General features: G+C 29.2%; 24 protein-coding genes, 1 riboswitch and 1 other annotated feature. Of the genes, 22 read left to right on the forward strand and 2 right to left on the reverse strand.

The window, feature by feature from the left end; translation table 11 throughout:
- The first annotated feature begins 3 nt into the window (after positions 1–3).
- Genes BUA92_RS15405 through BUA92_RS15420 form a run of 4 tightly spaced genes read left to right on the forward strand, consistent with a single transcriptional unit; the run spans position 4 to position 6,449 of the window.
- Positions 4–981 (forward strand): AAA family ATPase, encoded by a 978-nt coding sequence (locus BUA92_RS15405; protein WP_073020947.1) that lies wholly within the window; start codon positions 4–6, stop codon positions 979–981.
- Positions 982–983: 2 nt separating this feature from the next.
- Positions 984–1,865: a DUF58 domain-containing protein gene (locus BUA92_RS15410; RefSeq protein WP_073020950.1), complete on the forward strand. Its 882-nt coding sequence runs from the start codon at positions 984–986 to the stop codon at positions 1,863–1,865.
- 10 nt (positions 1,866–1,875) lie between these two features.
- Entirely contained in the window at positions 1,876–3,675 is a 1,800-nt protein-coding gene (locus BUA92_RS15415; RefSeq protein ID WP_073020953.1) for a vWA domain-containing protein, read from the forward strand.
- Positions 3,676–3,686: 11 nt separating this feature from the next.
- Positions 3,687–6,449, forward strand: coding sequence for a VWA domain-containing protein (locus BUA92_RS15420; protein ID WP_073020956.1), 2,763 nt, complete (start codon positions 3,687–3,689; stop codon positions 6,447–6,449).
- A gap of 42 nt (positions 6,450–6,491) precedes the next feature.
- Here BUA92_RS15420 and BUA92_RS15425 read toward each other — a convergent pair whose 3' ends face one another.
- Positions 6,492–8,288 (reverse strand): methyl-accepting chemotaxis protein, encoded by a 1,797-nt coding sequence (locus tag BUA92_RS15425; RefSeq protein ID WP_073020958.1) that lies wholly within the window; start codon positions 8,286–8,288, stop codon positions 6,492–6,494.
- 409 nt (positions 8,289–8,697) lie between these two features.
- On the opposite strand from BUA92_RS15425, the gene BUA92_RS15430 reads away from it, so the two are divergent.
- The 4 genes from BUA92_RS15430 (at position 8,698) to BUA92_RS15445 (ending at position 11,495) form a co-directional block, all read left to right on the forward strand.
- Positions 8,698–9,198 (forward strand): hypothetical protein, encoded by a 501-nt coding sequence (locus BUA92_RS15430; RefSeq protein WP_073020961.1) that lies wholly within the window; start codon positions 8,698–8,700, stop codon positions 9,196–9,198.
- 48 nt (positions 9,199–9,246) lie between these two features.
- Positions 9,247–9,420, forward strand: a riboswitch (Lysine riboswitch).
- A gap of 97 nt (positions 9,421–9,517) precedes the next feature.
- Positions 9,518–10,384, forward strand: coding sequence for a 4-hydroxy-tetrahydrodipicolinate synthase (gene dapA / locus BUA92_RS15435; RefSeq protein WP_073020963.1), 867 nt, complete (start codon positions 9,518–9,520; stop codon positions 10,382–10,384).
- A gap of 144 nt (positions 10,385–10,528) precedes the next feature.
- Positions 10,529–11,260 (forward strand): CAP domain-containing protein, encoded by a 732-nt coding sequence (locus tag BUA92_RS15440; protein ID WP_073020965.1) that lies wholly within the window; start codon positions 10,529–10,531, stop codon positions 11,258–11,260.
- A gap of 34 nt (positions 11,261–11,294) precedes the next feature.
- Positions 11,295–11,495, forward strand: a complete 201-nt coding sequence (locus BUA92_RS15445) for a cold-shock protein (RefSeq protein WP_021802977.1) — start codon at positions 11,295–11,297, stop codon at positions 11,493–11,495.
- A gap of 48 nt (positions 11,496–11,543) precedes the next feature.
- Here BUA92_RS15445 and BUA92_RS15450 read toward each other — a convergent pair whose 3' ends face one another.
- On the reverse strand, positions 11,544–12,026 hold the full coding sequence (locus tag BUA92_RS15450) for a CarD family transcriptional regulator (RefSeq protein ID WP_207650354.1): 483 nt from the start codon (positions 12,024–12,026) through the stop codon (positions 11,544–11,546).
- A gap of 181 nt (positions 12,027–12,207) precedes the next feature.
- Here BUA92_RS15450 and BUA92_RS15455 point away from each other — a divergent pair, with 181 nt between their 5' ends.
- The 14 genes from BUA92_RS15455 to tnpA form a co-directional block, all read left to right on the forward strand.
- Entirely contained in the window at positions 12,208–12,714 is a 507-nt protein-coding gene (locus tag BUA92_RS15455; protein WP_073020970.1) for a GNAT family N-acetyltransferase, read from the forward strand.
- A 287-nt stretch (positions 12,715–13,001) separates the two neighbouring features.
- The gene (locus tag BUA92_RS15460; RefSeq protein WP_073020972.1) at positions 13,002–14,345 is read left to right on the forward strand and encodes a TrkH family potassium uptake protein; all 1,344 of its coding nucleotides are present in this window, start codon (positions 13,002–13,004) and stop codon (positions 14,343–14,345) included.
- Between the two features lie 108 nt (positions 14,346–14,453).
- Complete coding sequence (locus BUA92_RS15465) at positions 14,454–15,995, forward strand: hypothetical protein (protein WP_073020975.1); 1,542 nt, start codon at positions 14,454–14,456, stop codon at positions 15,993–15,995.
- 11 nt (positions 15,996–16,006) lie between these two features.
- Positions 16,007–16,807 (forward strand): RelA/SpoT domain-containing protein, encoded by an 801-nt coding sequence (locus tag BUA92_RS15470; RefSeq protein ID WP_073020979.1) that lies wholly within the window; start codon positions 16,007–16,009, stop codon positions 16,805–16,807.
- A gap of 150 nt (positions 16,808–16,957) precedes the next feature.
- A complete protein-coding gene (locus BUA92_RS15475; protein WP_073020982.1) occupies positions 16,958–17,749 on the forward strand; it encodes a lipid II flippase Amj family protein in 792 nt (263 codons plus the stop codon).
- Positions 17,750–17,770: 21 nt separating this feature from the next.
- Positions 17,771–18,346 carry a metallophosphoesterase family protein gene (locus tag BUA92_RS15480; protein WP_073020985.1) on the forward strand — a complete coding sequence of 192 codons (576 nt, stop codon included), beginning with the start codon at positions 17,771–17,773 and terminating at the stop codon, positions 18,344–18,346.
- 62 nt (positions 18,347–18,408) lie between these two features.
- Positions 18,409–19,002, forward strand: a complete 594-nt coding sequence (locus BUA92_RS15485; protein WP_073020988.1) for a hypothetical protein — start codon at positions 18,409–18,411, stop codon at positions 19,000–19,002.
- Positions 19,003–19,029: 27 nt separating this feature from the next.
- Positions 19,030–20,034, forward strand: a complete 1,005-nt coding sequence (gene add, locus BUA92_RS15490) for an adenosine deaminase (protein WP_073020991.1) — start codon at positions 19,030–19,032, stop codon at positions 20,032–20,034.
- A 184-nt stretch (positions 20,035–20,218) separates the two neighbouring features.
- Positions 20,219–20,695: a GAF domain-containing protein gene (locus BUA92_RS15495; protein ID WP_073020994.1), complete on the forward strand. Its 477-nt coding sequence runs from the start codon at positions 20,219–20,221 to the stop codon at positions 20,693–20,695.
- A gap of 367 nt (positions 20,696–21,062) precedes the next feature.
- Complete coding sequence (locus BUA92_RS15500) at positions 21,063–21,257, forward strand: DUF4250 domain-containing protein (RefSeq protein WP_073020998.1); 195 nt, start codon at positions 21,063–21,065, stop codon at positions 21,255–21,257.
- Between the two features lie 204 nt (positions 21,258–21,461).
- On the forward strand, positions 21,462–23,066 hold the full coding sequence (locus BUA92_RS15505) for a putative bifunctional diguanylate cyclase/phosphodiesterase (protein WP_073021000.1): 1,605 nt from the start codon (positions 21,462–21,464) through the stop codon (positions 23,064–23,066).
- Between the two features lie 103 nt (positions 23,067–23,169).
- Positions 23,170–24,540, forward strand: a complete 1,371-nt coding sequence (locus BUA92_RS15510; RefSeq protein ID WP_073021001.1) for an MATE family efflux transporter — start codon at positions 23,170–23,172, stop codon at positions 24,538–24,540.
- A 52-nt stretch (positions 24,541–24,592) separates the two neighbouring features.
- Positions 24,593–24,831, forward strand: a binding site (T-box leader).
- A 145-nt stretch (positions 24,832–24,976) separates the two neighbouring features.
- Entirely contained in the window at positions 24,977–25,507 is a 531-nt protein-coding gene (locus BUA92_RS15515; RefSeq protein WP_073021002.1) for a tryptophan transporter, read from the forward strand.
- Positions 25,508–25,670: 163 nt separating this feature from the next.
- The coding region (gene tnpA / locus BUA92_RS15520) for an IS200/IS605 family transposase (RefSeq protein WP_139259354.1) at positions 25,671–25,892 on the forward strand (222 nt) is incomplete at its 3' end.

Consider the following 25,892-nt stretch of genomic DNA (forward strand, 5'->3'; position numbering starts at 1 on the left):
AATATGGACGTAGATAATATAAAAGATGTTTTAGAAAAAATAAATGAGTGTAAAAGAGAAATAGGTAAAGGAATAGTTGGCCAAAAAGATATAATAGATGGAGTTTTAATGGGGATATTTGCAGGTGGAAATATCCTTTTAGAAGGAGTACCTGGACTTGGAAAAACCCAGTTAGTTAAGACCTTATCTAAAGTTTTAAATCTTTCTTTCTCAAGAATACAGTTTACTCCTGATTTGATGCCAGCAGATGTTGTTGGAACAAATATCATAGTTAATGAAGAAGGAGTAAATAAATTCAAATTTGAAAAGGGACCTGTTTTTACAAATCTTTTATTGGCAGATGAAATAAATAGAGCAACTCCTAAAACTCAGTCTGCGCTATTAGAAGCTATGCAGGAGAGGACAGTAACTGTTGGTAATAATACCTATAAGCTTTCAGAGCCATTTATGGTTTTAGCAACTCAAAATCCTATAGAAATGGAGGGTACTTATCCTCTACCTGAAGCGCAGTTAGATAGATTTTTATTTAAACTACAAGTGAAGTTTCCAAACCTTGATGAGCTTATGCAGATAATGGATATAACAGTAACAAACAAAAAAGTGGAGTTAACTGAGATAATATCCGGTGAAGATATATTAAATATAAGAAGTTTAGTTAAGGATTTACCTATGGCAGAAGGGGTTAAGGAGTATGCCCTAAAGCTTGTACTTGCCACTCATCCAGAGTTAGAGGATTCTCCAGAAATAACTAAAAAGTATGTAGCTATAGGTTCAAGTCCAAGAGGAGCTCAAGGAATATTTAATGCATCTAGAGTTAGGGCTTTGATGGAAGGAAGATATAATGTAAGTTTTGATGATATTAAAAACGTAGCTTATCCAATTTTAAGACATAGGATACTCCTTAACTTTGAAGGGGTTTCAGAAGGTATAACTCCAGATTATATAATAGATAAAATTATAGAAGAAATTAAGGTCATATAGTTATGCAGGAGAAAATTTTTGACAAAGATTTTTTTAATCAGCTTAAAAATTTAAAGATTATCATGAAAACTCCTATTAATTCTGCCTATGCAGGTGGAAGAAGGTCAAAAGAAAAAGGAGTTAGTGTAGAGTTTTCTGATTTTAGAGAATATAGCCCAGGTGATGACTTTAGAAGAGTGGATTGGAATGCTTATGGAAGGTTTAATAAGTTATATCTTAAGATATTTATGGAGGAGAGAGAAGCCTTATTTAATATTTTTATAGATACAAGTAAATCTATGCATTTTGGTGCTCTTAATAAGGGGATTTTTTCTTTAAGACTAGCAGGAGCTATAAGTCATATTGTATTAAATGGAAATGATAGAGTTAAATTATTCCCTTTTAATAGTGAAGAAAATAAAGAAGGTATAACTATTTCAGGAAGAGCAGGTATAAACAGAATACTTAAATACTTAGAAGCTATAGAATTTAATGGGACTACTAATTTAGGTAGAAATATTAAAACTATGCCTATTAAGGGGAAAGGCATTAGTGTAATTTTATCTGATTTTTATAATTTAGAGGAATTAAAAGAAACTTTGATTTTTTTAAAACATAAGGGTCAGGAAATAATATTAGTTCAGGTATTGAGTCAAGAGGAGCTTGAACCAACCTTAAGAGGTGATTTAAAGCTAAATGATATAGAAGAAGATAATAAAATGGATATAAGTCTCTATGGAAGAGCTATAGAAATATATAAAGATAAACTTGATGAGTTTATTACGGATATAAAAACCTTGAGTAGAAAATATGGAGCTGCTTATATTTTGGTTAATACTAAAGATAATTTAGAAAAAATAATATTCAAAGAATTTACCTCTAGAGGAATAATTAATAGAAAATAAGGAGGAGAATATGAGCTTTGTAAGACTATGGCCATTGTTATTTTCTCTAAGTATAGCAGGCGTTATATTATTATACATGCTAAAACAGAAGAGAAAAAATGAAGATGTTCCCTCCTTAGTTCTTTGGAGGGAAGTATTTAGAGATGTAAAAGCAAAAACCCCTTGGGAAAAACTAAGGAAAAATATTCTTATGTTTCTGCAAATTTTAATATTAATCTTTTTAATATTTTCTTTTTTAGAACCACTAACTCTTTTTGGAGGCAGAGAATTTAGAAATTTAATTTTAGTATTTGATACTACTGGCAGTATGAAAGGGAAAATAGGAGAGCTAACAAAGTTTGAACGAGGAAGAGAAGAGATAAAAAAGCTTATTAATTCAACTAAAGAAGGCGCAAATATCACTATTATAACTTCAGGGAAAGAAAGTAAAGTTGAACTTTCAAATGGAAGAGATAAAAATGAAATTATAAAGAAGATAGATGATCTTAAAGTTACAGATAGCTCGGGTAATATAGAAGATTCATTATCTTTAGTAAGAAGTCTAAGTAATTCAGGAGAAAGTAGTGAGGCTATCTTCGTAACTGATAGAGAATTTTCTTTAGAGGATGTTAAAGGCAGTATATATAATTTAGCCAAGAAAGGGAAAAATGCATCCATTGATTTAGTAAGCTATAAGTTAGAAAAAGATAATATTTCTGTTGTTGCTAGGATTAGTAATAGGGGAGCAGAGAGTTATGAGGGTGACTTCTCACTATATGGAGATAATAAAATTCTTGAAGTAAAGTCTTTAAACTTATCTTCAGGAGAAAGTGTCAATATTTCCTTTAAAGTGGCAGATAAAAATATATCCATATTTAAAGGAGAGCTTTCAGAAAAAGATGACCTTATGGAAGACAATATATATTATTCATTGGTTAGAACTGAGAGAAGTCAAAAGATATTATTGCTTTCAGAAAAGAATATTTTCATGGAAAAAGCATTAGCTACTGTCCAAGGAATAGAAGTATTTAAAGTTAATTCTTTAGATAATTACAATGAAAAAGATGAATATGATATTTATATATTTGATGGAATTGTTCCTAATTCACTACCTGCAAAAGGAAATTTAATATTTATAAATACCCCTACAAATGATTTGTTTACAGTAGGAGAAGATATTGAAGGTGGAGAAGGTAAGGTAACAGAAAGTAACACTATAACAGAGAATATAAAAAATATTAAATTTGGCGTAAGAAGTTTTAAAGATATACAAAAAGCAAGTTATTTAAAAAGTTTTTTAAGCATAGGGGAAAAAGAAGCAGCCTTTTATGGTGAAAAGGATGGAAGAAAATTAATAGTACTTCCATTTAAGTTAAATGACAGTGATATAGTATTAAAACCTCAGTTTCCTATTATGGTTCACAATATGATTAATTACTTAAGTCTTAGTGGAATATTAGAAAAAGGAGATTATATAGCAGGGGAAGAAGTGGAGCTTACTCCTAATATTAACGGAGAAAATATAAGAATATATACTCCTGACAACGAGGAAAAAGTAATGGCACTAAGATTTCCTATGAAAAATTATGATGGCACATTAAATACTGGGATATATACAGTTAAACAAAAGGTTTTGGAAGAAGAAAAAGAAGAAATTTTAGCTGTAAACTTCCCTTCTCAACTAGAGTCTGATATGAAGGAAGAGGGCGTAACAGCTGAAGGTAAAGAAGAATTTAAAATTAAAGGTGGAAGAAATCTGACACCTATACTTATTATTCTATCCATTATAATTCTAATGGTAGAATGGTATATCTACGGGAAAAGGAGCTGAGGTAATTAATTATGAGTATAGAGTTTTTAGCACCGTTATATCTTTTATTAATACCTTTGTGTCTAATTTTCGTTATATATTTTAGTAAAAACATAGGAGAAACAAAGGAGAGAAAACTTTTAATTGTTATAACAAGATGTTTAGTTGTACTATTTTTAATATTATCTTTAGTTAATATTAGAATAAGCAAGATTACAAAGGACACCGCCACAGTTTTTCTTTTAGATTTATCTTATTCTAATGAAGAATTTAAAGATAGTGGAGAAACTTTTATAAAAGATGCACTTAAAGAAATGGGAACAAGAGATTATTCTGGAGTAGTTGTTTTTGGTGAAGATGCTAAGGTTGAAAAATTTATTTCGAACAGTAAAGGGATAAATTCAATAGAGTCAAAACCAAAGGCTGTTGCAACTAATATTCAAAACGCAATAAATACCTCACTTTCCCTTTTCCCAGCAGATAAAGGAAAAAGAATTGTTCTTATAACTGATGGAGAAGAGAATCTAGGAGAGATAGAGAAGACTGTTCCATCAATAATAGAACAAAACATAGATATGAAAGTATTTAAGGTTGAAAAAGCTGTAAAAAATGAGGTTTATGTAGACGCTTTAAAACTTCCTGAGAAAATAACTATGGGTGATGAATTTTCTATAGGAGTTAACATATACTCGAATATTCAAACTAAATCTAAGGTGTTTTTATATGCTGGAAGAAATCTTAAAGGAGAAACAGAAGTAAATCTTCAAAAAGGTAACAATAGCTTTGTATTTAAAGATGTGCAAACTACAGGTGGTTTTAAAAATTATAGAGTAGTAATACAACCAGAGGAAGATACAGAACTTAAAAACAATGAATATATAGGCTTTACTAACGTTGTATCAAAAGAAAAAGTATTTATAGCTGAAGGAACTAAAGGAGAAGCTGATAATTTAGTTAATATGTTATCGTCTTTAGGTTATAGTTATGATAGAGGGTTAGCCAGTGAAGCTCCAAGTGACTTAAAAGAGATGTTAGAGTATAAAGGTATAATATCTGTTAACTCACATGTGGACGACATTCCTAAAGGATTTAAAAATTCCCTAGAAACATATGTTAAGGAGTATGGGGGAGCTTTTATAACCACAGGTGGAGAGAACTCCTATGCATTAGGAGGTTACATGGACACTCCACTAGAGAATGTTCTTCCAGTATACATGGATATGAGAGGGAAAAAGGAAATCCCTAAGATGAGTATAACTCTTGTCATAGATCACTCTGGTAGTATGAGTGGAGGAAATGGTCAAGTTTCTAAGCTTACTCTTGCAAAAGAAGCAGCTCAAAAGGCTGTTGACACTATTAGAGAAGGGGATGAAATAAACGTTATAGCCTTCGATGATAAATATGAGTGGGTAGTTAAAGGTGGTAGTGGATCTAATAAAGAAGAAGTTAAAGAAAAGATAAGTGGAATTCAAATACAAGGTGGAACAAGTATATATCCGGCATTAAAGGAAGCTTATGAATATGAAAAAACAGCTGATGCGAAAATAAAACATATTATATTATTAACAGATGGGCAAGACGGATTTAGAGAGTATACAGATATATTAAGTGGTCTTGAAGAAAATAAGATAACTTTGTCAACTGTATCTGTTGGGGAAGATGCAGATAAAAATCTGCTTCAAAGATTAGCCGAGGTAGGTAAAGGAAGAAGCTACCATACTGATATTTACACAGATATACCTAGAATATTTGCCAAGGAAATATTTATGGCAGCAAGGGTATATGTTAATAATAGAGAATTTACTCCAAAACTTGTAAGCTCTCATGAGGTTGTAGATGGAGTATTTAATGATAATACAGCTCCAAATCTTCTTGGATATATAGGAACATCTCAGAAGGAGCAAGCAACGGTAATTCTTAATTCTGATGAGGATGATCCGATTTTAGCCCTATGGCAATATGGACTTGGAAGAACTGTAGCATGGACTCCAGACGTTTCAGGCAAATGGGATGGAAATTATACTAGTTGGGAAGGATACAAAAAGCTCTGGAATAATATTCTTAACTGGAGCCTTGAAGATTATTCCTCTGAAGGTGGAAACTTAAATATAGCTGTAAGTGGAAATGAAGCTAAAATTGAGTATAAAACTAAAGAGCTTCCTGATAGTAGCAAGGTAACAGGAATATATACAAAAGAAGATGGCACTCAAGGAGAGTTTGAACTTGAAATTAAGGCTCCAGGAGTATATGAAAAGACTGTTAATTTAGATGAAACTGGATTCTATTCAATAAGTGTTAGAGAAGAGCTTGATGGAAAAATAAATGCAACTAAAAATGGAGTTATAGCACTTCAATATCCAATAGAATATAAACTTGTTGAAGATAGTAGTGTATTAGAGAGATATGTTGATGAAACATCGGGAACCTTCATAAAACTTCCTAAAGAAGTATTTACAGGAGAAGTTAAAAAGGTAATGGGAGGAGTAAATTTATCACTGCCATTATCAATATTAGCGATGTTGTTATTATTATTTGAAATAGCTTATAGAAGACTAGATTTTAATATAAATATTAATTTCTTAAAAAAGTTTATAAATAAAAAATCAACAAAAAACACATCTTTGGTAAAGAAGGAAGTTAAGATAAAAGAAGAGGTTTCTAAGGAATTGCCCCCAGAACCAAAAAAGAAAGCAATTCCTAAAAAGGAAAAAAGTAAAGAGAAAGATAAAAAGGATGTTCTTGATACCTCCTCATTATTAAAGAAAAAACAAGATAGAAACAATAATAAATTTTAAAAATAACAGCAGATAGGGTTACAAGACCTATCTGCTGTTGTTTTAAGATAATTTAAAAGTATTAACTCTATTAATCATTTCTTGGGTTATTTCAGTTAGTTTTTGTGACGATAAAGCAACTTCATAAGAAGACTTATTCATTTCACTAATTGAAGCTGATATTTCTTCAGCTGAGGCAGAGTTTTCTTCAGATATTGATGAAGCTGAGTCTACATTTGTAATTATTGAGTTTCTTTCTGTATCTATAATAGAAGCTTGATTAGCTATGCTTTTAATTTCAGGTAGCATATTTGAAAAAGAATCAATTATAGACTTAAAAGAATTAGTTGATTTTTTTACTATAGTTAATTGTTCTTTTAAAGTTGAATTAACATTGTTTGTTGTATTTATTACTAAATCTGCTTCATTAGAAACTGAACCAACTAAGTCATTAATGTTTTTAGAAGAAGTTTTGGTTTGTTCAGCAAGTTTTCGAATTTCATCAGCTACTACTGCAAACCCTCTTCCTGCCTCACCTGCTCTTGCAGATTCTATCATAGCATTTAGTGATAAAAGATTAGTTTGATCTGCTATATCTTGGATAATGTCTGTAATGTTGTTTATTTGGCTAATATCATTACCTAAAGCAAGAATTTTTTTGGAAACCTCATTAAATTCAAAAGTAATTTTATGTATTGAATTAAGTAAAATACTTAGATCTTCATTACTGAGTGAAATCTCTTTGTTTATTACAGAAGCTTTTTCATCTACGTTATGAATAGAAGTTAAAATAGAATTCATATTGTTTGAAAAATTATTTAAAAGTTCTGAGGTATTCATAAGCTCCTGAGATTGATTAGTAGCACCGTCTGCAACCCCTTCTATTGCTGAAGAAACCTGTTCTGCTGAAGAGTTCATCTCTTCAGAGATAGCTGATAGAGAACTGCTTTGGTCAAAAACCTCACTTGAGATAGCTTTTATTTTATTTAACATTTGAGATATAGCTTCTATTGATTTGTGAAGCTCTCTACTAACTAACCCAAATTCATTATTAGAGTGTGTATCAAATTGAACTGTGAAATCTCCACTAGATAAAATCTTTACTTTTTCATATATATTTCTAGACATATGTTGTACTAGTTTTCTAAAAACTACTGTAGTTAAATATCCAACGATTACAATTATTACAAGTAAAATTAGATAAGCGTTTGAAGTTCTTTTATATGTACTTTCTCCGTTTTTATTAAGTTCGTCAGCTGAATTCATTTCATAGTTTTTAAGGTTTTTAATATTTTCAAGTATGTTATCTTCGGCTGATGTAATTTGAGTAATTTCATCTTGATTTAATTCTTTAGAGTTTTTTAATTTACTAATTGAATTATTGATTGATAAAAAATAACTATCTATTGATTGAGTTAAGCCTACATATAATTTATTTTCTGTTTCATCCATTTTAATATTTTTTGAGAAAGTATCCATATTTTTAGTTATATTTGATTGAAGAGTAGAGAGTTCTGATTCTTTAACAATAGTATAATTATTTAAGATTTCTTTTGACGCTATCTTAGCTTTTAAAATGGAACTTTCAATATTTTGTATGGAGGTAATAGGAATTAGGTTGTTATTATATATTTCATTTTGATATTTATTAATTTTTTGAATATTAGTGTATCCTATAAATCCTATAATAAGTATAAAAATTACAGCAATTGTTGAGATACTTCTTAATATGGTTTTTATGCTAAGGATTTCTAAAGAATTGTAAAATTTATTTTCTTTAGTTTGAATAAGATGGCTTGTACTGTTTTTAGGTTTTTCAAATTTATCTTTTTTATTAGATATTTTATTCTTATCTCTCATTTTTTCTCCTTAATTTATATAGTAAATATTTCCATTTTTTTATATAAAACAAAACTGGTAATAAATCCAAATTATATCAACAGTATAATTAAATAAATATCTTTATGTCAAGCTTCATTAGGATATTTAATCTAGTTTTAATAAAGTTATAAAGTTGAAGTAAAAAACAAATTGAATAAAATACATATTAGTGTAGAAACTACATTTTAGATACTTGATGGAGGTGAGATTATGGCTAAAAAGGATCAACAATCTTCATGGAATAGTAAGAGGTTTGAAACACCTAAAAAGAACACTGTAGAACCAGTTCCAGAAATTCAAAACAAAAGAAATAAACACTAAAATAAAAACTGGGAACTATTCTCAGTTTTTTTGTGTTATAATAGGAATTAATGAAAGGAAGAGTGAAATGTCAGGAATAAATTTAGAAAATATAATATTAGTAGTAGTTGCAATTATATTAGTATACATAGCTGTAAAATTTATTAAAGGAATTATAAAATTTATTATATTAGTTATACTTATATTTACTCTAGGGGTTAGCGCATACAATATACTAATTACTAAAAAATCTATAAGTTATGAAATCAATAGATATAAGGTTGACTATGGATATTTTAAAAATATAACTTCAATATCTAAAGAATCAATAAATCTTGTAAATGATATCAAAGAAGGTAAAAACGTGAAAGAAAATACAGATAGATTAGTAGAAATTAAAAGTGAGGTCGGAAAATTAGAACATAGTAGTGAAATAAATCTTATAAATGATAGATATTTAAATGCATTAGATACAGCAATAATAGTTGGAAAAGGTTATGAGACAGCCAGTAATGTAAAAGAACAAACTAAAAAATTAGATGAGGTTACAAAATCTCTTGACTTAAGTTTGAAAGATATATTAAATTAATACTTGATTAAAAGCAGATATGAATGTATAATTAACGAAAAGTAATAGTTTTGAGATAGAGGCGCGATGTTTAATAGTATCATTATGGAGGTAAGCACTGAGAAGTAATGAGAAAGGAACCATCGCCGAAGTATGTAACCTACGCTTTAAGGGTTATATCGCTGGTCTTGCATAAAATATATGTAAGATTGTCACAATTTTTTGTGGAGAGCTATCCAATGGATTTTATTCTTATTTTGTATGAGTAAGAAGCCTTGGATTTTTTCCAGGGCTTTATTTATTTTAAATTTAATTTAATGCTTTAGGAGGGTAATATATTATGTCATTAAGAGGAGTATTTGTTCCATTAATCACGCCATTTAAAAACGATGAGGTGGATTTTAATTCTTATAAAAAAATGGTGGACAACTATTTGACAAAAGGAATTCATGGATTCATACCACTTGGAACTACTGGTGAAAGTCCAGTAATATCAGATAGAGAATATGAAGAGATAGTTGAAAAAACTATGGAATATGTAGATGGAAAAGTTCCTGTTTATATAGGATTAGGCGGCAATAATACTAAGAAGTTAGTTGAAAAACTTAAGGTTGTTGAAAAATATAAAGTAGATGGGATATTATCAGTATCTCCATATTATTCAAGACCAGATCAAAGAGGGATATATGAGCATTTTAGAACTATATCTGAAGCAACTTATTTAGATATAATCTTATATAATATACCATATAGAACAGGAAGAAATATCGAAAATGAAACTATTCACAAGTTAGCAGAACTTAAAAATATAGTAGCTATTAAAGACTCTTGTGGGGATATGAAACAGAGTACAGATTTATTATTAGATCCTCCGAAAGATTTATCTATATTAACAGGAGAAGATGCTTCTTTTTTCTCAACTCTTGCATTGGGTGGAGATGGAGGAATATTAGCTTCTTCACATATGAGAACAGAAGAATTTGTTAAAGTATATAATGATATTAAAAACAATGATCATTTAGCTGCTTTAGAAACTTGGAAAGAATTATATAGTTTTGTTCCACTTTTATTTAAGGAACCAAACCCAACACCTTTAAAATATTGCTTATATAAGTTAGGTCTAATAGAGTCGTCAGAAGTGAGACTTCCACTACTTGAAATAACAGATGAACTTAAAAAAGAATTAGATAAAGTTTTTAAATTTTAATAAAAGTTACAAAACTAGTTGATGATTAGTTTTGTAGCTTTTTTGTTAAAAAAATACATACTTAATATATTATCTCTTAATTACCTGTAAAAAAGTATTATGAATAACCTTAAAAAGCTCACAATAATTGTAGGAGGTGAAGTAATGAAAAAATTTATTTCTTTAATTATGAGTGCTATGCTTTTAGGTTTGCCTTTATATGGATGTAATAAAGCTAATAATCCTAATGATGTTACAGAAGAGACAACACCAGAAACTATAGAAAATCCAACTAATGAAAATGCAACTGAAGTACCTGGAACACCAGATTCTAATCTACCTGCTCCTGGAGTGACAGGTGACGGAACAGCAGCACCAGGAACTGGAACAACTACTCCTGGAACTGGTACAGCAACACCAGGAACCGGTACAACACAACCATCAACAAATAACAACACGCAAACTCCAGCTGCTGGGGACACTAATAAGGATGTAAATCAAGCATCAGGAGATCTTGTAACAGACATATTAAACAGCACTAATGCAGAGAGACAAAAACAAGGGCTTCAACCATTAAAGTTAAATAGTGCGGTATCTAAACTTGCAGCTATGAAATCCAAGGATATGCATGACAAAAATTATTTTTCACATACATCTCCAACCTATGGAGATCCAGGAAAAATGTTAACTGATAATGGTTTAAGATATTCTGCAATGGGAGAGAATATATATACGTCAACAGGAATGACTCCTACTGGTGCATATACAGTTAATCAATGGATGAACTCACCAGGACATAGAGCTAATATACTTTCTAATAATTATGATGAAATAGGTATAGGAGTCTACTATAATAATGGAAAGTATTACGCTACACAAATATTTTATAAAGCTTAATTATAAAGCTTAATTTTTGGAGGTTTTTTTATCTATGAAAGAAGGAACAATAAAATGGTTTAATTCAGAAAAAGGTTTTGGATTTATTGAAATTGAGGGTGGAAAAGATGTATTTGTACATTTTTCTGCAATTAAAGGAGATGGCTACAAAACTCTTCAAGAAGGTCAAAGAGTAAGTTTTGACGTGGTGGAAGGAAACAGAGGACCACAAGCTGAGAATGTATCTATAATGTAAAAATGCAACAAAAAAGCTGTTAGGTTACTAACAGCTTTTTTGTTGCATTTAATTATACACTGAACTACATAAAAGAGTATTAGCTTCTTCTTCAGTTAGACCTTTAGCTAAAGATATTTCGCTAAGTAAAAGTTTTTTTGCACTGTTTAACATTTGTTTTTCACTGCTATTAAGTGCTTTCCCTTTTTCTAAAATCATTAAATCATGGATAACTTCTGAACTTTGAATAAGATCACCAGATTTAATTTTGGTCATATTAATAGTGTATCTTTCTTTGTATGTAAGAGATTCGTTTGTATATAAATCAACACTACGAAGATTTGAAAGTACAGTTTCTAAGGTATTAGAATCAGTTACAAAGCGTATCCCTATAGCAGATATTTTCTCGGATGGTATCATAATTTGCATATTATTAAGTAAGTTTATTATATAATAGTTCTGTTTTTCTCCGAATAAGTCCTTTTCTTCTATAGCAGTTACAGTACCAGCACCTTGCATTGGATAAACAATATTATCACCAATCTTAAACAAATAATCACGCTCCAATTGTATAATTTATATATAGTATACCACATATCGATAAAAATAACAAATTTATAGAATAACATAGACTTTATAGAGGTGTCAATATAAAAATACAGAAAAATAGGGATAAGGTAATGAGTTTTAAGTTATGGTATAATAATTTTAATTTAGTTGGGGAGGAAAACATATGAGTACTATAATTGATACAAAATTTGATGATTTTAAATTAAGATTTGCAGAAGAAAAGGATACAGAAATAATATTAGGTTTTATTAAAGAACTAGCAGAGTATGAAAATTTATTAAATGAGGTTTTGGCTACAGAGGAGATATTAAAGAAATCTATTTTTGAGCGTAAAGTTGCTGAGGTTGTTATTGGAGAATATCAGGGTAAAGCAGTTGGATTCATATTGTTTTTCTATAACTTCTCTACGTTTATTGGAAAACCAGGAATATACTTAGAAGATTTATATATACAACCACATATGAGGGGAAAGGGCTTTGGAAAAGTATTTTTAAGCTTTTTGGCAAAGTTAGCAGTAGAAAGAGATTGTGGTAGACTTGAATGGTCTTGTCTTGATTGGAATGAACCTTCTATTAAGTTTTATAAAAGCTTAGGAGCTATTCCGATGGATGAGTGGACAGTTTATAGATTGCATAAAGATTCTCTTAATTCTTTGGCAGAAAAGTTTTAGTGATTAAATGTCCGAACATTCGAATATTCGAATGTTCGGACATTTATCGTAATAAGAGTTTTATTTAGTAAGTTTAAATTATTTTTTTATAATTCCTAAATATTAAGTTAAAACTAAATAAAATAAATATAGAACACTGGTACAGAGTTTTTGAGATAGAGCATTCTTGGGAAATATTATGATAATTATGCTATAATATATTAAAGTTTAAATATTAGCAAAGTGAAAAAATAACATATATTAAAAAAACTACTTTTTAAGTAGTTTTTTATTACATAGGAGATAGGATGAAAAATAATCTGGTAAAAATAAAGTTTACTCCTGTTAGGATATTAGCAATTGGATTTGGATTAATAATATTAAGTGGAGCAATGCTACTTACCCTTCCAATAGCATCAGCTTTAGGAGAAAAGACTCCGTTTATAGATGCATTATTTATGTCAGCCTCTGCTGTATGTGTAACTGGATTAACTACACTTGATACAGGAGTATATTGGAGCTATTTTGGTAAGACGGTTATAATAGTACTTATTCAGATAGGCGGCTTAGGTTTTATGTCTTTTGCTACCTTAATTGCCGTAATGTTAGGGAAAAAAATAACATTAAGAGAGCGCTTGGTTATGCAGGAGGCTATGAGCTCTTTTGGACTTCAAGGATTAATTAAACTTGCACGGTATATAATAATTTTTACATTTGTAATAGAAGGTATAGGAGCAACACTTTTAGCTACAAGATTTATACCTGAATTTGGTTTTAAAAAAGGTGTTTATTATAGTATATTTCATGCTATAGCAGCTTTTTGTAACTCAGGAGTAGATTTATTGGGTGATTTTAAAAGTTTGATGCCTTATTATGATGATATTACAATAATATTGACTATAAGTGCTCTTATAATTGTTGGAGGACTTGGATTCCCTGTATGGCATGAGATATATGTTAATAAGAGATTAAAAAGAATGTCTTTACATAGTAAGGTAGCTTTACTTACTACTGTGACTATTATTGTTTTAGGAACTATTCTAATATTTTTATTTGAATACAATAATTTAGGTACTATGGGAAGTATGAATATTAAAGACAAACTACTGTCATCATTTTTCTCATCTGTAAGCTTAAGAACTGCTGGATATAGTTCCATTTCTGTTAGAGATATGACTATGGCTGGGATATTTTTAACAACTATTTTGATGTTTATTGGAGGATCGCCGGGATCAACTGCTGGAGGAATAAAAACTACAACATTAGCAACTATATTATTTACTATAGTTAGCTTTATCAAAGGAAAAGACGATACTGAAATTTTAAAGAAAAGAGTAGCTAAAGATTCTGTTCATAAAGCTTTTATAGTTTCTATATTAGGTTTTATATTAGTAACTGTTGTAACCATGATACTTTCCTTGACAGAAAAAGGTGTTTCTTTTCAATATCTGCTTTATGAAGCTACTTCGGCATTTGGAACTACTGGATTAACTTTAGGATTAACTACAGAATTATCCTTTATAGGCAAGTGTATTATATTGATTACTATGTATTTAGGAAGACTTGGACCAATAATGGTGGTTTTATCAGTTGCTAGAAACACAAAAGCAAACCCTATAAAATATCCTGAGGATAAAATATTGATTGGATAACATGGTTTCCTCCTAATTGTAATGAATAGTAGATTTTGATATAATTTTGATTGGATAGGGTTTATAAATGACGTTATTATAGAGGAATTATAAAGGGGGATTAATATAGTGGAGTATGAAAAAAATTATAGAAATGATGACTATATTAATATAGAAAATTTCTCTAGAAAAATAGGAGAAAAGATTGGCATAGGAACCTCTATAGTTAAGGACTATATATTGGCTAAAGTAAGTATAGGTCTAGCTTCTAATAGTGATGCAAGAATTAAGATAGATGAAATATATAATAAAGATAATGATAAATATTATGGTGCTTCAATAAAATCTTCAACTATAAATTATATTTTGATGAATCAAGGTGATTTAGAAGAAGAGATATATGCAAGAAAAGTTCTTGGTATTTTATTAATAGCTGAATATGATTTTAACCTAAGAAACAGCATTATAAAGATTTTAAGACTTTACTATCCAGAAGTCTTTAATTCAGTTAAAAAGGTAGACAAGAAAAAATTAGTTAACAAGTATTCAAAGATGGATAAGATAACCAGAGAAATTGAGGCTAAATTAGATTCAGCAGTATATTTTTACATAACCATATATAAATCCCCAAATTGCTTAGATGAGGGGTTTATAACAGCTATTATAGATGACATAATGAACTTTGAGTTTGAGGACTTTATTTCAGTAGATATCCAAGAAGAGATAAGAACTAAAAGCAGTAAAATTTATAAAATCAAAGAAGAATTTCACAAAAAATATGGTAAGATTAATGACTATAAGGATTTTATAGCTTTTATTAATAAATATGATGAAGAAAAGTTAAGTATTTTAAAGAATATATTTAAAGTAAATAAATTAGATATAGATTATTTATTTAAGAATGATGAGTTTAACATTGATAAAATAATTTTAGCTTACATAAAAGCAGATAAAGCAGCATTTAAGTTAGAAGATATTCTTATAAATAGTGTTATAATGCAGCTTTTAATTGATAAATATAAAGAATCTAAGGAAATTTATTTTAATAACAATGAGGAGACGGTAAATTTCAAGTTAAAGGATTTAAAAAGTATAGTAAATGAGCTTAGGGATAAAAACATAAATTTAAATCTTGAGGTTAAAGATCTTGAAGAATATAAAAATCAAACAGAAAATATATTACATAATGAAAGAAATAGATTAATCAAAGAACATAATATAGAAATAAATTATCTTAAAAATAGAATAAAAGAGCTAGAAAATAATCTATATGAAGAACAAAAGTATAAAATGGAATTGAATGCTTTAAGAGAGTATGTATTTGAAAAAAATAATAACTATATACCAGAAGAAGAGGATAAAAATTTAGTTGATCATATAAATGGTAAAAAGATCATAATCATTGGTGGAGCTAAAGAGTGGAGAAGAAAATTTAGAGAAAAGTACCCAGAAATAAGAAGTCTTAATGGGTTTAATGAAAACTTTGATGTTACAGTTTTAGGTATGGTTGATTATGTATTCTTTTTTACTGGACATATGAGTCATGCAACTTATTATAAAGCTATAAACTATATAAGATTAAATCAGATCCCTTTTGGTTATATAGGTAAAACTAATTTGGATTTAGTTGAACTTGAGCTTATAGATGAACTAGAAAAATATAAAGCTTAGAGGAGAACCGTATGGTAAATGAGTTTAATGTAGAAAAATTCCTAGATACATATCCAACTATTGAAGAGGAAATAAAAGAGTATGATATTGATACAAATATTTTAAAAGATATATATGAGGATTATGTTTTATATGTAGATACCTATGAAACACAATCAGAGTTTATATCAACCATTCTTAGAACCCATTCTAAAGTTCATTCTGTTAAGTCCAGGGTAAAAAGACCATATAGGCTAATAGAAAAGATTATAAGGAAAACACCTGAGAGAAGAGAGATATATGGGGAGAGTTTTAGATTTTCTCTAGAAAATTATAGAGATGAAATAAATGACCTTATAGGTATTCGAGCTATTCATATCTTTAAACAGGATTGGGAGAGTATTCATGAATTTATATTAAATACTTGGAAAGTGGTTGAAATTACAGCTAATGTAAGAGATGGGGACGATACTAGACGATTTGAAGAGCTTGATATACAGATTAAGTCAAGAAAATCAGGATATAGGTCAGTGCATTATTTAATAGAATTTTATCCAACCAGTCAGAAGGTTATAGCAGAAATACAGGTTAGAACAATTTTTGAAGAAGGTTATGGAGAAATAGATCATCAGCTAAGGTATTCTCATAATAAAATACCAGAGGTATTAGAGTCCAATCTACTACTATTTAATAGAATATCAGGAAGTGCAGATGAAATGGCATCATTAATACATCTTCTTAATAAAAATCTTTGTGATATGGACAATAAGTATAAAGAAATAATAGAACAAAAAGATGAAGAGATAAAAAGACTAAAAGAGAATCTCATATAAATATTAAACCTAGATGCATTGGTTCATCTAGGTTTTCTAAGTTGTAAAGGTTCTGAAATAATTTGTAATGGTTTTGTTGGTAACGATATAGAAGGTGCTTGTGGTAAAATTTTGATATTGAATGTTTTCTATAAACAAGGAGGGAATATTATGGATGCTAGAATAATAATTGTTTTAGTGATGAATTTTATAATTTCTTTAATCGGTACTTTAGCTTATTCTGTGAGACTTGTTGGGGTTAGAACTGGTAAGATAGCAATATCTTTTGCTTTATTTAACGTACTTATGCTTGTATCTAGATTGGCAGTTACTATACAAAATCCTATATTATCGAAGTTTGTAGAAACAGGTGCTGAAAATATAAATATAGTTAATTCCTTTAATTTAATTATAATAATTTCAGGAGTAGCTTCTATAGTAGGCGCTTTTCTTATTCCATCTTTTCAAAGAATATTAGGAAAAGGGGTGGAATCTTTTTCAGAGCAAAGATCTTTTCAAAAATTAATTATTCATAGTTTCTCTAAATCTGGAATAAAGTATGTTAAAAATTCTATAGCAATTCCAGTAAAAGAAAGCATTACATCTATAGATTTTAGAAAATTTCCAAAGAGAATAATAGTACTTAATATAATAATTGTAGCTGCATCTACGGTAGGGGCACTTGCACCTATATATGCAGGAAGCCTACAACCAGACCTTGGGAAAACATGCATGTCTTTATCAGCATTAATAAATGGGGTAGCTACAATATTAATGACCTTAGTAACAGATCCCCAGCTATCTATGATGACGGATGATGTAATGGAAGGAAAGTGTACAGAAGAAGATTTTAGAACTTGTGTTATTGGTATGGTTGGAAGTAAAGCAATAGGAACATTTTTAGCATTATTTCTATTAATACCAGCGTCTTATATAATAATATTTGTAGCTAAGATAATATAAATTTAGATTTGAGGTAGTAGAATGAAATTTTGCATAGTTTCAGATATACATGGAAATCTTAGGGCTTTAGAGTATATAATTAATTATGCCGACAAAGAAAATATTAAAACCATTCTTAATTTAGGGGATATCTTTGGAGGGGAAAACGATAAAGAGGTTTTCTTAAAGATAATAAATGATAAAAGATTTATAAATATAAGAGGGAATCATGATGACAATATATCAGAGTATATTAATGATATTCTTCTTAAAGAATGTATACTTATGTATAAAAATATACCTCTAAAACGAGTAGTAACTCTTGAGGAGAGAAAGTTTCTTATGGTACATTCAAGAGAAACTTCAAACAGAGATATTCCTATTATTTATAATGGAGGTTCCATAGAAGAGTTTATAGATGATTATTCTGAGGAGGTTGATTATGTTTTGATGGGACATACTCATCTTCAAATGTTGTTAACTTATTATGGAAAAAAGACTATAATAAATCCAGGATCTTTGGGATTATCTTACGATAACTCAATATCTTTTTGTGTAGGATATATATCTGACGATCAGGTGAATTTTGATTTTAAGAAAATTAATTTAAACTCTTAGAATTTTTAAACAAAAAATTACTCATACTAAAAGTGAAATATTTAGTAGAAGGAGTGATTTTTTTGAAAAAAGTATTTATAGCAGTTATTATAGCAGGTATGGCAATATCTAAACCTGTATTTGCGACAGAAATTAATGTTTTGACTAGAAGTGAAATAACAATACAAGCTGATGAAGGACAAGATAAATTTAAAGAATTCAAAGAGGCAAATAAGGCTGATTTTGAAGAGGTATTAAGTGAAAAAAGAGCAATTAGGAAAGAAATGCAACAGCTTTATGAAAAAAGGCTAGGAATGAAAAAAGAATCAAAGGAAGAAATGAGAACTTTTATAAAAGATATAAAAGATAGAGTTGACAAAGGTGAATTAACTAAAGAAGAAGGAATTCAGATAATTAAAGATAAGAGAATCAGTGATCAAGAGTATTTAAAGAATTTTAGCGAAGAAGGCAAAAAAGAGCTAAAAGCTATAGATGAAAAGATTAATGAACATTCTCAAGAGGTAAAGAAGTTAAAAAAGGAATTAGAATCAAGTATAGAGGAAAAAGACTCAAAGAAAATGGAGTCGGCGAAGAAAAAGTATATTGATGCTATGAAAGACCATAATAAACTTCTAAAGCAAAAATTAGAGGTTATAAAGAAGTATTCAAAGAAATAGAAACGTTAAAAGAGGGAGAGGTTAATATTGAATATTAGAGAGAAAATCAAACAGTTACCTAAAGTTGAACTTCATCTTCATTTAGATGGAAGTGTTAGAGAAGAGACTGTTTGGGAGTTATTAAATAAGCAGGGAAAAAATACTAATTATAAATCATTTGAAGAGTTCTCAAAAATATTAAGTGTTGATGGTAAATGTGAATCACTTAAAGAATACTTAAAGGCTTTTGATTATCCAATTATGGTAATGCAAAATAAAGAAAATTTAAAAAGAATTTCTAGGGAACTTATAGAGGATTTAAGTAAAGAAGGAGTAGTATATGGGGAAATACGATTTGCTCCTATATTACACACCTCTAAAGGATTAACAATTGAAGAGGTTATAGAGGCTGCCATCGATGGAATAAAAGAAGGCGAGAAGTTATATGGAGTAAAGAGTAATTTAATTTTATGTGCAATGAGAGGATTTCCCTTAGAAGATAATATAAATGTTATTAGAAAAGGGGCAATATATTTAAATAAAGGTGTAGTTTCAGCAGATTTAGCTGGAAATGAGCATGACTTTCCTCCAGAAGAAAGTAAAGAGGTTTTTGATTTAGCTAAGTCATTAGGCTATCATATAACCATTCATGCAGGTGAAACTGGGAGAGAAGAGAATATAATTAAATCTATAGATATAACGCATGCTGAACGTATAGGTCATGGAATGTATGCTTACAAAAATCCTAAGATATATGATGTACTTAAGGAGAAAAATATTACCCTTGAAATGTGTCCTACTAGTAACCTAAACACCAGTGCAGTTGATAGACTTGAGGATCACCCTATAAGGAAATATTTTGATGAAGGAATTAAAGTAACTGTAAACACTGATAATATGACAGTATCAAGAATTACTTTAGAGGAAGAATTATATAATTTAAATGAAAAACTAGGATTTTCATATGAAGAGATTGTAGAATTAATGAAAAATGCTATTGAAGCATCTTTTTGTGACGATGAAACTAAAAAGTGGATAAAAAATAAATTTTAAAAACCTAATATTATTAGTATAAATGAATGAAGAATAGATGATACTATCAGGGAAATTAAAAACAGAGTTTTGCCATAACCCTTTATAAGTATCCTCAAAAAACTCCTATATTATAGGGGTTTTTTATTTATGGATTTTAAGATAATATATTAATATAAGAAAATCAAAGAATAGGAGAAGAATTATGGAAGAACTTAAAAGTACAGAAAATGTAGAAGAATCTTTAGGATTTATGGTTTATTCATGTAAGGAACAATTACAGGATGAAAAAGATATTATAGCTAATTTATCAAATATATCAGCTATAATTAAATTCTATTTAGATAGATGTAACTGGGCAGGATTTTATTTAATGAAGGATGGAGAATTGGTTTTAGGACCATTTCAAGGACTACCAGCTTGTATTAGAATACCTTTAGGAAAAGGTGTGTGTGGTAATGCTGCAGCTGAAAAAAAGGTTCTTAGAGTAGATAATGTTCATGAATTTCCAGGACATATAGCTTGTGATGGAGCATCGAATTCTGAGATAGTAATACCTATAATAAAAGATGGAGAAGTTTATGGTGTGCTTGATATAGACAGTCCAGAGCTTTCTAGATTTACAGAAGTGGAAGAAAAATATTTAACTGAAGTTGTTAAATATATAGAAGCTTCAATATAATAATTAAAACCACCCTAAAATAAGGGTGGTTTTAATTAGACAAAGGAGGTGTAATGTCTAATTCAGCTTTAATTAAAATGAAATCAATTCAGGTATATTGCCTAGAAGAATTATGATTAAATAATTCTAAAGAGGATAGATTAATAGTAATTTTATATAATCCAGTATCTTTCAAATAATCCTTTAAAGGTTCCCCATTAATATCCTTTAAAAGAAACGTTGCATTTGAAGGAATTGGTATATAAAATTGCTATTAATTACTGCAAAATGATCTCAAGTAAGTGCACTTACAATAATATAATATTGAATAATTGAATGTATTGTTACAATTATTTGAAAAAATAAGTAGGTATTTAGGAGGAAATTTATGAACAGGGAAGAAATATTTAATAGAGATGTTTTTATACTTATAAGTATTGTAAATATGAAACTTAGAGATTCTTATGGAAGCTTAGAGGATTATTGTTATGAGGAGGAAGTTGATAGGGATGCCCTTGTAGAAAGATTTAGTGAAGAGGGGTATGTTTATAATAGTGAAACTAATTCATTTACAAAAGCTTAGTTGGTAATTATAATTAAAATATATTATTGGCGTTATTTACTATATGATAGGAGTGAGTGAGATGAAACCAATAGGTAAAGGGAGAATTGCTGTAGTACTAGTAGCAACTGCGGCTTTAGTAGCAAGTATAATAAAAGATAAAAAAGATAAATGAAAATATAATTAGAATAGAGGGCGTACTATTATCCACGTGGAGGGAGCATTTTGAAAAGTAGGGTTGTAATTATTAGGGGAATAATAGCAATAGGCGTTATATTAGCTATAAATGTTTATGCAAGATACAGTACATATGGGAATGTCATAAGTAATGTTTTATTAGTAGGGATAAGTGCGTTCTATTTAAAACTATATCTTGAAAAAGAGGCGTTTAAAAGTAAAAATGAGGTTTTAGAATCTGAACAAAAAACGTTAAAAGACAAGGAATCGGCGCTAGATGAAATTGAACGTAGACATAAATTAGCTATAGAAGGTTCAATAGATACTATTAAAGAAAAAGAATTGAAGATAAGGTATATGAGTTATTATGATTCCGTAACGGGATTATATAACAGACATTATTTAAAAAAATCAATAAATAAATACATTGAGATTCACAAAAAAGAAAAAAATAGAGCCGCATTGATTTTTATAGATTTAGACAATTTTAAGTATATAAATGATTCTTTTGGACATGAGTATGGGGATATACTTTTAAAAACATTGTCTGATAAATTAAAAAAAACTATCAATGAAAAAGATTTGTTAGGTAGATTTGGCGGCGATGAATTTATAATATTTTTACCTAATATTGAAAAGATATCACAAGTTGAGGATGTATTAAAAGGGGTAACGAATGTATTTAAGTATCCAAAAAACATATTAGGAAACTATATATATACTTCAGGAAGTGTAGGTATATCAATGTTTCCAGACGATGCAGCTGACTTTGCTACGCTTCTAAAAAATGCTGATGCAGCTATGTATAGAGCTAAAAGTAATGGTAAAGATACATATCAATTTTTTAATGATCAGATTGCAAATGAGATAATAAGACTATATGAAATAGAAGAAGGTCTTAGGGAAGCTTTGGATAATAATGAGCTTTATGTGGAGTTTCAACCCAAGGTTGTGTTAACAGACAACAAAATTATGGGATTCGAAGCTTTAGCTAGATGGAAAAATAAGAGATTAGGATTTGTCTCGCCAGCAGAATTTATTCCTATAGCTGAAAATAATAGGATGATATTAAAAATAGGAAGTTTTGTTTTAGAAGAAATCTTTATTAAGTGCAAGCAGTTTATAGAATTAGGACATGATAATTTTAAAATAGCTGTAAACTTATCGGAAGTACAACTAAGAGAAGGCGACATTGTTGAAGAGTTTAAACAACTAATTGCACAATACGAGATATCTCCTAAATTTATAGAAATAGAGATAACTGAGAGTATGTTAATGAAGTCATTTGATAATAATATAAAAATACTTATGGCTTTAAAAGATTTAGATGTTAGTATAGCACTAGATGATTTTGGAACTGGTTATTCTTCTTTAAATTATCTAACTAAGCTGCCTATAGATATATTAAAAATAGATAGAAGTTTTTTATTAGATATAATGGAGAATAGTAAAAGTAAATTTGTAGTAGAAAATATAATCCAGCTTTCGCACAAATTGGGAATAGAAGTTGTAGCTGAAGGGGTGGAAGTAAAGGAACAAGTTGATTATCTAAGAAGTATATTCTGTGATTTTGTTCAAGGATATTATTTTTCTAGGCCACAAAGCTTTGAAAATGCAGCTATTATGATGAAGGATAGATATATAGCTGTTTAGTTTATTAAATAATATAGTTAAGGATGTTTACTAAAAAAATTAGCTATAGTAATTGTATAGCTAGAAAGTAAATATCCTTTTTATTAGTTCTGGAGGACAGGTTTTGAATAAAAATATAGATTTAACAAAAGGAAAAATATTAAGTGTATTATTAAAGTTAGCGCTACCTATAATGGGGACATCATTTATTCAGATGTTTTATAATATGGTAGATATGTTATGGATAGGAAGGCTTGGAAGTGGAGCAGTAGCAGCTATAGGAACGGCGGGTTTTTTTAGCTGGTTTGGAGGATCTTTTATTTTAATATCTAAGGTTGGTGCAGAGGTTGGAGTTGCTCAATCTGTTGGACTAAAAGATGATGAAGGTGTTAAAAAATACATATCAAATAGTATAATAATCAACATCATACTTGCTTTTGTATATGGAATGGTATTGATTATTTTTAGAAACCCAATAATAGACTTTTTTGATTTAGGAGATGAAGGAATAATAAGGGATGCAATTATATATTTAGTTATTATAGCATTAGGAACTGCTTTTAACTTTATAAACCCTATATTTACTTCTATATTTAACGGAACTGGAGATTCAAAAACACCATTTATAATAAATACAGTAGGATTAGTGTTTAACATAGTATTTGACCCTGTATTAATATTTGGCTTTGGACCATTTCCTGCTTTAGGTGTAGCAGGAGCTGCAATAGCTACAGTACTTGCACAAGTTGTGGTAACAGTAATATTTATATATCATATCCTTAAAATGAATCACTATTATTTTAGATTTAATTATTTTAAATATTGGGATAGAGAGTACGTATATAAGATTAGTAAAATGGGATTTCCAGTGGCAGTTCAAAATGGACTTTTTTCATTTTTCTCTATGGGATTAGCAAAAATAATAGCTGGCTTTGGACCTACGCCTATAGCAGTACAAAAGGTAGGCTCCCAGATAGAAGCAATTTCATGGATGACAGCTGGAGGGTTTTCTACAGCAATAGGAACTTTTATAGGGCAAAATTATGGAGCAAAGAAGTGGGATAGAATAAAAAAAGGCTATATAGCGGTTATGGGAATGGCAATAATAACAGGTTTAGCTGCGACAATATTATTAGTGTTTTTAGGAGGGGAGATTTTTTCATTATTTTTACCTAATGAAGACGCTATAAGACTAGGGGAAACCTATTTAAAAATATTAGGTTACTCTCAGTTATTTATGTGCGTAGAAATAACTGCTGCAGGAGCCTTTAATGGGTTTGGGAAAACTACAATTCCATCTGTAGTAAGTATTGTTTTTACAGCTCTTAGAATTCCATTAGCATTATTTTTATCTAAATCAACAGCGTTAGGTTTAGATGGAGTATGGTGGAGTATTAGTTTAAGTTCTTTTGTTAAAGGTATATTAGTAACTCTTCTATTTTGGCTTTTAATTCTAAGACCTATGATAAATAATCAAATAGCAAAATATAAATAATTATTGACAACAATTTGTATATAGTATAATATTATATAAAATAAAGATATATAATAATCCTGAGATAAGGAAGAGTAGTTTTAGATGTATGGTTCTAGAGAGTTGAGAATGGTGGGATCTCAATACCAAAGTTTATTATGAATGGGCCTTTGAGGAATAAAGTGAAATCTTTTTGGAGAGTAGCCTAATCGTAAATCCCACGTTATAGGGATAAAGATATGTTAGTATCTTTAAGAGTGGCGTATTTACGCAATTTAGGTGGCACCACGGATTATAGTCTCCGTCCTATTATTTTATAATAGGACGGAGTTTTTATTTTACCTTAAAATAGTAAGTTTATTTCTTTAATAAGGGGGCAGAACCATGAAATGAAAGGCAGCTTTAGAAAATCCATAGAAAATATATAAAAATATAAAAACTTAGGGGGCAATTTATTATGAAAACAAAAAAATTAGTATTAAACTCAATATTATTAGCTATAGGACTTATGTTACATCAATTTACACCAGCATTAGGTTTTCCGATGCAACCAGATTTTGCGCTTGCAACATTATTTATCATTATGATTTTAAATAAAGATTATAAAACTGTTTTAATAGCAGGAATAGTTACAGGAATATTCACAGCAATGACAACTAAGTTCCCAGGTGGACAAATTCCCAATATAATAGATAAAATAGTCACTGTTACTATAGTTTATGGAATTTTATATATAATAAGAGAGAGATTGAATAAGAACATTGTTTTAGGAATAATACTTCCTATAGGAACTTTAATAAGTGGAACAATATTCTTGGGTTCTGCATCCATACTAGTAGGGCTACCAGGAGGAGCATCATTTGGGGTATTATTTATGGGCGTTGTTTTACCAGCTGTTATAATTAATTTAATTGCAGGTTTTGCATTGTTTAAAGTATTTGAAACATCTTTAAGAAGAAGTGGTCTTACAAGAGATTTTAATATATAGTTAAAAAGTCATGGGAAAGTTTTCTCATGACTTTTTTGTTGTCTAGAAAACCTCCGGCTATGCCGGTGGACAAAAAGGCTTTAGCTCTGAACAGAAAAAAACTCCTATGATAAAATGAAAGCGACTGACAATCGCAAAACAAATAAATCATAGGAGGTGTCGTATGGGTAACGACATAGAAAGCTTATCACACACAAAATGGAGGTGTCAATATCATATAGTATTTGCACCAAAATACAGGAGACAAATAATATATGGGAAGTATAAATCAGAGATAGGAAAAATATTAAGGGAAATATGTAAAAGAAATGGGGTAGAAATTATAGAAGCAAATGCATGCCCCGACCATATACATATGCTTATAACAATTCCACCAAAGATAAGT

Origin of the sequence: Clostridium intestinale DSM 6191 (assembly GCF_900130055.1) — a bacterium.
GTDB classification, from domain to species: Bacteria; Bacillota; Clostridia; order Clostridiales; family Clostridiaceae; genus Clostridium_T; species Clostridium_T intestinale.